We start from the raw sequence: 6,587 nt of genomic DNA on the forward strand, positions 1-6,587 counted from the left end.
CCCCCGCCGGTGTGGCGCCCGCTCCCTAGACCGCGACAGGCGCCGGCTTGATGTACCCGCGCTCCTCCAGGTAGGAGACGATCTTCGCCAGACTCTCCTCGACCGTCTCCCGTTCGGTGTCGACCACGACCTCCGGGTTCAGCGGCTCTTCGTACGGGTCGGAGATGCCCGTGAAGTTCTGGATCTCACCCCGCAGCGCCTTCTCGTACAGGCCCTTGACGTCGCGCCGGGTGAGCTCCTCGATGCTGCACTTTACGTACACCTCGATGAAGTCGCCGATCAGCTCGCGGTTCTTGTCGCGGACCTCGCGATAGGGCGAGATGGCGGCCGTTATGACCGCGACGCCGTTGCGGGACAACAGATGCGCGACGAAGCCGATGCGCAGGATGTTGGTGTCGCGGTCCTCCTTGCTGAAGCCGAGGCCCTTGCTAAGGTTCGTCCGCACCACATCGCCGTCGAGGATCTCGACCTTGTGGCCGCGTTCGCGTAACACTGGCGCCAGCGCCTCCGAGAGCGTGGACTTGCCGGCGCCGGAAAGGCCGGTAAACCAGACTGTGAAGCCTCGGTCAGACAACTCGAATCCTCCGTTGCGTTTCGCTTCAAACAAGCGCCCGGCCGCTGCAGCAGTCGGGCGGGTCCCTCCAGCGCGGCCCAACGCCGCTACAGGACGGGGATGTTGGTCGCCTCGATGACGGTCACGCCGCCGTCCTGAACGTGGATGCCGCACTCCGTCTTGTCGAAGCCCGCCCAGCGGCCGGAACGCGGGTCATCACCCGGCGCCACCGGCTTCGTGCAGTGCGTACAGCCAATGCTGGGATAGTTCTGCTCGTGCAGGATGTTGTAGGGCACGCGGTTGTCGCGTATGTAGTCCCAGACCTGGTCTTCCGTCCAGGCCGCGAGCGGGTTCAGCTTCACCAGCCCGAACTTCTCGTCCCACTCGACGACCCTCACGTCCCGTCGTGTCGCCGACTGGTCTCGCCGGATCCCCGATATCCACGCCGTCTTGCCTTCCAGCGCCCGCTGGTTCGGCTCCACCTTGCGCAGGGCGCAGCAGGCGTCCGGGTCGCGCGCCCAGAGCGCCTCGCCGTACTTCGCCGCCTGCTGCTCGGGCGTCAGCAGCGATTTGTAGCCGATGGCCTTGAAGCCGTACTTGCGCTCGCAGGCGTCACGCAGGGCGTACGTCTCCGGAAAGAGAAAGTCCGTGTCCAGGTAGAACACCTCGACGGACGGGTCGATGGCCATGACCATGTCCAGCAGGACCATGCCCGAAGGGCCGCCAAAGCTGCAGGCGAGCGTGAGGCCCGGCTGGAACTTCTCGACCGCCCAGGCGAGGATCTCGCGCGGCTCTTTGCCCTCGAGTTCGTCGTTCCAGGCGGCGAGAGTCGCCTCGTCGTATGGTCGGTCTGCGGACATCCGGTATTTCCTACTAAGGTGACTGACTTAGTCAAGATTATCGATTGTGAACGCGCGCACTGTCAATCAGGCCGTCCGGCCCTCATTGACCCGGTACGGGTGCCTGCCTAGCATGAGGCGGCGATGGTGAGAGTCGGGGCGCACATCAAGACCGCGGGCGGGCCGCTGACCTGCTTCCAGCGCGCCCTGGACATGGGCGCCGAGACGATGCAGATCTTCCTAACGCCGCCCCAGCAGTGGCGCAGCTCCAGGGTCGAGCCTGAGGTGGCGGCCGAGTTCAGGGCCCGGCTCGCAGACTCGCCCATCTCCCCCGTCTTCGTGCACGGCGTCTACCTGATCAACCTCGCGACCGCGGACAAGACGATGCTCCTCCGCTCCACGAGCAACCTCAAGTCGGCCATGCGCACCTGCGGTGAGATGAACATCCAGGGCGTCATCTTCCACCTGGGCAGCCACAAGGGCATGGGCCTCGACGCGGTCTTCGAGCAGATCTGCACCGCTATCACCGAGATCCTGAGGGAGACCCCGGAGCAGGTCCAACTCGTGCTCGAAAACTCGGCCGGCGCCGGCGCCAACATCGGCTCCAAGTGGGCCGACCTCGGCCGCATCATCCGCCAGGTCGGCAGCGACCGCGTCCGCGTCTGCCTCGACACCCAGCACGCTTATGCCGAAGGCTACGACCTAGCCTCCGCTGAAGGCCTTGCGCTCGCCATGGAGGAGTTCCAGCGCGAGGTGGGCTGGGACCGGCTCGTCGCCGTCCACGCCAACGACTCCAAGGTCGAGCTCGGCAAGGAGCGCGACCGCCACGAGAACATCGGCTATGGCCTCATCGGCCGTGACGGTTTCGCGCGCATCATGGCCCATCCCGCCTTCAAGGACCTCCCTTTCATCCTAGAGGTCCCCGGCATGGATAACACCGGCCCTGACAAGCCCAACCTGGACGCCCTCAAAGAGATCCGCGCCAGCCTCCAAGGGTAGCGTCGAGTAGGGCGCAGCAGCTGACCTGACCCTGTTCTGCACTCTGCACTCTGCTCTAAACGGGCGGCCGCCGCGCGTGCCAGTCCGTCGCCCCCTGGTATGCGTGGGCGGCGCGCAGCACCAGCGCCTCCTCCCACCAGCGGCCCGTCAGCATCAGCCCCATCGGCAGCCCCTCGCTCGAGAAACCACAGGGCACGGAGATCGACGGCAGGCCGGCTATGTTGAAGGGGCCGGTGTGGCGGGTCAGCGCGCTGCTGGCCGCAGGCACGTCACCGTCTTCCGGAAAAGGCTGCGCCGTCACCGGGGTCGTGGGCGCGGCCAGCAGGTCTATTTCCCGGAAGAGGCGCCGCAAGGCGGCCTGGAACTCCGCCTGTGTGCGCCGGGCGCGCGCGTAGGCCGGACCGGTGATGCTCGCGCCGTTCTGCAGGCGCGCCAGCACCGTCTGCTGGATAGCGTCGGCGTGCTCGCGTAAGTTCTCGTCGTGGTAGGCGGCCGCGTCCGCGATCAGGATCGTGCCGTTGGCCCGCGCCCCGCGCACGACGTCGGGCACCTCGACTTCCCTGACAACCGCCCCCAGCCCCCGCAGCACCTCGACGGCCGCCCGCGCCGCCGCCGCTACCTCGGCGTCCACGGCCTCCTCGTCGAAGAAGAAGTTTGTCGGGACGCCGACGCGGAGCCCCCGCACGCCGTCCCCGATCCTGGAGGCATAGTCGTCAACCGGGTGGTCGATGCTCGCCGGGTCTTCCGGGTCAAAGCCGGCGATGGCCTGCAGGATGAGGGCACAGTCGTTCGCGCTGCGCGCCATGGGCCCGGCGTGGTCGAGCGACCACGAGAGCGGCACGACGCCTCGCAGGCTGACCCGCCCGTACGTCGGTTTGAGGCCCGTGGTGCCGCAGAGGGCCGATGGGATGCGGATGCTGCCGCCGGTGTCCGAACCCAGCGTTCCCAGGCACATCCCGGCCGCAATCGCCACGCCCGAGCCGCCGCTCGAACCGCCCGTGATGCGCGCCGGGTCCCAGGGGTTTCGCGGCGATGGGAAGTATCGGTTGATGTTCGTCGCGCCCAGTGCCCACTCGTGCATGTTGAGCTTGCCGAGCTGCACCACGCCCGCCTCTTTCAGCAACGCCACCACCCGCGCGTCCTCGGCCGGCACGAAGTCCTCCCGCAGCTTCGACCCGGCCGTCGTCCGCACGCCCGCCGTCTCGTACAGATCCTTGAGGGCGAAGGGGATGCCGTGCAGAGGCCCTCGCCTCCGGCCGCCCGCAATCTCCGCTTCCGCCGCCTTCGCCTCCAGCCGCGCGCTCTCGAACGTTGGAGTGATGTAGGCGTGCAACGCCGGATCGAGGGCCTCCGAGCGGGCGATGCAGGCGTCCGTCAGCTCGACCGGTGATACCTCCAGCCGCTCGATCAGTGCCGATGCTTCGGTCAGCGTGAGGTCTGTAAGTGATGCCATCTCCGCGCCGTCCCCCTCATGCCCGAATGCGACGTTGCGCGCATACTATCGCGAAACCAGCCTCCGGGCCGCGCGAGGAGGAGCCCGTGCCAAAGCCGCCCCTGCCGGACGTCGTAAAGGACTACATTGCCGCCGCGGCGGTGTGCCGCATCGCCACGGTGCGCCCGGACGGCGACGCCCACGTCATCCCCGTCTGCCCCGTGTTCGACGGCGACTCCACCCTCTATGTCGACCTCGGCCACGGGTCGGCCACCGCCCGGGCGCTGCGCTCCCGGCCCCGCGCCACAGTCCTCGTTGACGACTACTTCGACGACTGGTCGAAGCTACGCAAGGTGATCCTGCGCTGCGATGCCGAGCCCGTGACTGGCGCCGAGCAGGACGCCGCCTGGGACCGCATCCGGTCGAAGTTCCCGCAGTACACGACCGTGGATTGGCGCCCGCGTCTGACCGTCGCCCTCCGGATCACAGACTGGCTCGCCGAGGGGCTCCTGTCGTCCTGAACACAGCTCCACGGCACCGCGGCGGGCTGCCGTCGCTGCCCGCGTCGTCCGCTCGCTGGCGCGCCTCCAGCGGCCGGCCGCCCGTCAGAACGCGGCGCCGGAGTGTTGCGCCGGTGGCTTCACTGCCGGGCCCGCGGCTCACACTCCCACCGCCGCCGCCAGCTTCAGCACTGTGTTCCAGTTCCGCGCCGTGCCCTTCGTCCCAAGCTTTGATTCGATTGCCGCGCCCGTCAGCCTGGAGCGTCCCATGCCATCGGGATACGTTATGTACAGCTCGCGGCCGTGCGGCCGCACCACCTCGGGACCGCGCACCTGCGACTGCAGCGCCTCGACTGCCGCCAGGCTGACGGAGACCTTCAGGAACGTTACGACCAGGCGCCCGGGGTCGTCGCGGGCCTCGGCCGAGAACGGGTTGTCGCGCACGAGAGCCGCCATGTCCTCCGGGGAGCGGACGAGGACGTCGGTGCGAAGTCCCAGACGTGACGCCAGCTGGGCCTCGATCAGCGCCTCGAGCTCCGCCGTCGACGTCTGGCCATCGGTCGCGAAGACCGCGTTGCCCGACTGCAGGAGGGTCTTGGCTTCGCTGAAGGCCAGCTCTTCCAGGACGCGGCGCAGGTCCGCCATCGCGAGACCCCGGTGGCCGGCGACGTTCACCGCGCGCAGCAAGGCTACGAACTGCGCCACGGCCAGAGTGTATCCAACGCACCTGCCCCGCTCAGTGAAGCGCCGTAATCCTCGGCTCGGCGCGCGGCAGGCGCATGGCGCCGAGGACCACGGTGCCCGCGAAGACCAACGCGGCGCCGTAGAGGAAAGTACTGCGCGTCCCGAAGTCGTCCGCCAGCACACCCGCCACGATTGGCGATAGCGTCCCCAGGAAGCTCGCGGCGTAGATCAGCGACACCGTCGTCGCCTGCGACGACTCGCCCACGACGCCGATCGCCGCCGAAATGAAAATCGAGTGCAGCGAGTAAAGGAATGCGCCCAGCGCGACTACCGTCAGGACAAGCGCCGCTTCTCCCTCGGCGAAACGGAGGAGGATGCACAGCGCGCCCAGCGCCGCCATCGCCGGCAGGAGCACCGTCTTGTGCCCCAGGCGGTCCGATAGATACCCCATGACCGGCTGCGACCCGATGCCGACGAACTGCGCCAGCGACAGGTACAGCCCTACCGACGTCGCAGAGTAGTCCAGGTCCTCCCGCAGGTACACCGGCAGGAAGATCGTGATCGAGCTCTGGCCCATGCTCCGCAGGGCCGTGATCAGCACCAGCAGTAGCAGCGCCTTGTTGGCCAGCAACGTCAGCAGCGACCGCACGTAATGCAGGAAGGACTCGACCCCGCCTTCGTCCAACTTCAGGTTCGACATGACCCGCCAGACCAGGAAGGCGGCCACCAGCGCCGGCAGCAGGCTGAGCTGCAGCAGGCCACGCCAGGTGAGCAGCAGGAGCAGGCCCGAGGCGACGACCGGCCCCAGCGCTTCGCCGACGCTTCCGCCGGTGCCGTGGAGCGAAATGGCGAGCGCCCGCCGGTCGGGAAACTTGCGTGACAGCGCCCCGATGGCGGGCGGATGGTACATCGAAGGCCCGATGCCGGCCAGCAGCAAGGCGACGAAAAGGAAGGCGAACCCGGACGACAGCCCCACCAGGAAGTACGCGCCCCCCATCAGCGTCATGGAGGCCGCCAGCATCAGCCCGGTGCGGCTGCTGAAGCGGTCCCCCAGGTAGCCCGCGCCCATAGTCGTGGCCCAACCCGAGAACTGGCGCACCGTCGCCAGCGTCCCCAGTTGCGTGCCGCTAAGGCCGAAGGCGATCTTGATCTCCGGCAGGACGATCGACTGCATGCCGGACAGGTAGAGGTGCTTCAGCGCGTGCCCGGCGATCACCGTGGCGGCCAGGGCGTTGCGCCCCCTCCGCTCAGGCCCGGTGTCCGCACCGCCCGCCGCGAAGGCCGTCACCTCGGGAGCTGTCATCCTGGCCGCCTTCTAAGCATCCTCGGACCCGGGCGTCCGTCTATCCCTCGGGCCTACAGACCTTGCGTCCCTCGTGGCTTCGCTTGGCCGGCGACGAGCCACCTAGTGGATCTGCGGCGCGTCCCGGTAGCGGCCATCCCGCCAGGAGATCGCCTCGCGCATGCCGCCTTCGCGGATCTTGTCCTGCCACATGAAGTTCTGCTCCGTGAAGCCACCCATGGCGTCCGTGTCCGTCGCGGCGTGGATGCCGGGGTACATCAGCGGCTCGAAGAACGCG

7 protein-coding genes are annotated in these 6,587 nt (G+C 68.3%); 2 read left to right on the forward strand and 5 right to left on the reverse strand.

Features of this window, described 5'->3' with window-relative positions:
• Positions 1 to 25 precede the first annotated feature (25 nt).
• Both cysC and VNN10_03260 read right to left on the reverse strand, forming a co-directional pair.
• Positions 26 to 574 (reverse strand): adenylyl-sulfate kinase, encoded by a 549-nt coding sequence (gene cysC / locus VNN10_03255; protein ID HXH21022.1) that lies wholly within the window; start codon positions 572 to 574, stop codon positions 26 to 28.
• Positions 575 to 660: 86 nt separating this feature from the next.
• A complete protein-coding gene (locus VNN10_03260; protein ID HXH21023.1) occupies positions 661 to 1,413 on the reverse strand; it encodes a phosphoadenylyl-sulfate reductase in 753 nt (250 codons plus the stop codon).
• Positions 1,414 to 1,536: 123 nt separating this feature from the next.
• Between VNN10_03260 and VNN10_03265 the strand changes: the two genes are divergently transcribed.
• On the forward strand, positions 1,537 to 2,391 hold the full coding sequence (locus VNN10_03265; protein ID HXH21024.1) for a deoxyribonuclease IV: 855 nt from the start codon (positions 1,537 to 1,539) through the stop codon (positions 2,389 to 2,391).
• 55 nt (positions 2,392 to 2,446) lie between these two features.
• Here VNN10_03265 and VNN10_03270 read toward each other — a convergent pair whose 3' ends face one another.
• The gene (locus tag VNN10_03270; protein ID HXH21025.1) at positions 2,447 to 3,844 is read right to left on the reverse strand and encodes an amidase; all 1,398 of its coding nucleotides are present in this window, start codon (positions 3,842 to 3,844) and stop codon (positions 2,447 to 2,449) included.
• An 86-nt stretch (positions 3,845 to 3,930) separates the two neighbouring features.
• On the opposite strand from VNN10_03270, the gene VNN10_03275 reads away from it, so the two are divergent.
• On the forward strand, positions 3,931 to 4,344 hold the full coding sequence (locus tag VNN10_03275; GenBank protein ID HXH21026.1) for a pyridoxamine 5'-phosphate oxidase family protein: 414 nt from the start codon (positions 3,931 to 3,933) through the stop codon (positions 4,342 to 4,344).
• Positions 4,345 to 4,482: 138 nt separating this feature from the next.
• Here the strand turns inward: VNN10_03275 and VNN10_03280 are convergent, their stop codons facing one another.
• Positions 4,483 to 5,028 carry a DUF1697 domain-containing protein gene (locus tag VNN10_03280; GenBank protein ID HXH21027.1) on the reverse strand — a complete coding sequence of 182 codons (546 nt, stop codon included), beginning with the start codon at positions 5,026 to 5,028 and terminating at the stop codon, positions 4,483 to 4,485.
• Positions 5,029 to 5,059: 31 nt separating this feature from the next.
• Positions 5,060 to 6,310, reverse strand: coding sequence for an MFS transporter (locus tag VNN10_03285; GenBank protein ID HXH21028.1), 1,251 nt, complete (start codon positions 6,308 to 6,310; stop codon positions 5,060 to 5,062).
• Between the last annotated feature and the right edge of the window lie 277 nt (positions 6,311 to 6,587).

Source organism: Dehalococcoidia bacterium, from assembly GCA_035574915.1.
In the GTDB taxonomy this organism is placed as follows: domain Bacteria; phylum Chloroflexota; class Dehalococcoidia; order DSTF01; family WHTK01; genus DATLYJ01.